Origin of the sequence: Streptomyces bobili (assembly GCF_002154575.1) — a bacterium.
Classification (GTDB): Bacteria; Actinomycetota; Actinomycetes; order Streptomycetales; family Streptomycetaceae; genus Streptomyces; species Streptomyces bobili.
In genome coordinates, this window is sequence record NZ_MUBA01000668.1 from 1 (window position 1) to 355 (window position 355).

A 355-nucleotide genomic window follows, 5' to 3' on the forward strand; every position below is an offset into this window, starting at 1 on the left:
CTCCCGCCGCAGTCGAACACCGGCCCGCACCCGGAGTCCGTCGAACTCACCCCGGCCGAACAGGCCGCCTTCGCGGGCCTCGTACGCCGGCTCGGCGACGACCGCTGAATCCGCGCGGGACGCCCCCGCCGGGGCCCCAAGCGGGAGTCCGGGTCAGGAGACCTGCGCCGCGCGCCGCTCCATCGCCTCGCGGGCCGCGTCCTCGGTGGGGTACACCTCGCACATGTGCCGCCCGTCGGGGGTGGCCGTGTGCTCGACCTCCCACAGGGAGACCTCCCGGCCGTCACGGAGCAGGAACGCGTGCTCGTACAGCGCGAACCCCAGGCCGATGCGCCCCGCACGGCAGGGCCGGCCG

Annotated in this window: 1 protein-coding gene; it reads right to left on the reverse strand. The window is 76.3% G+C overall.

What is annotated here, in order from left to right; genetic code table 11:
• Positions 1–153: 153 nt before the first annotated feature.
• Positions 154–355 (reverse strand): DUF6227 family protein (locus tag BZL64_RS41640; RefSeq protein WP_244205728.1); only part of this gene is annotated, 202 nt, incomplete at its 5' end.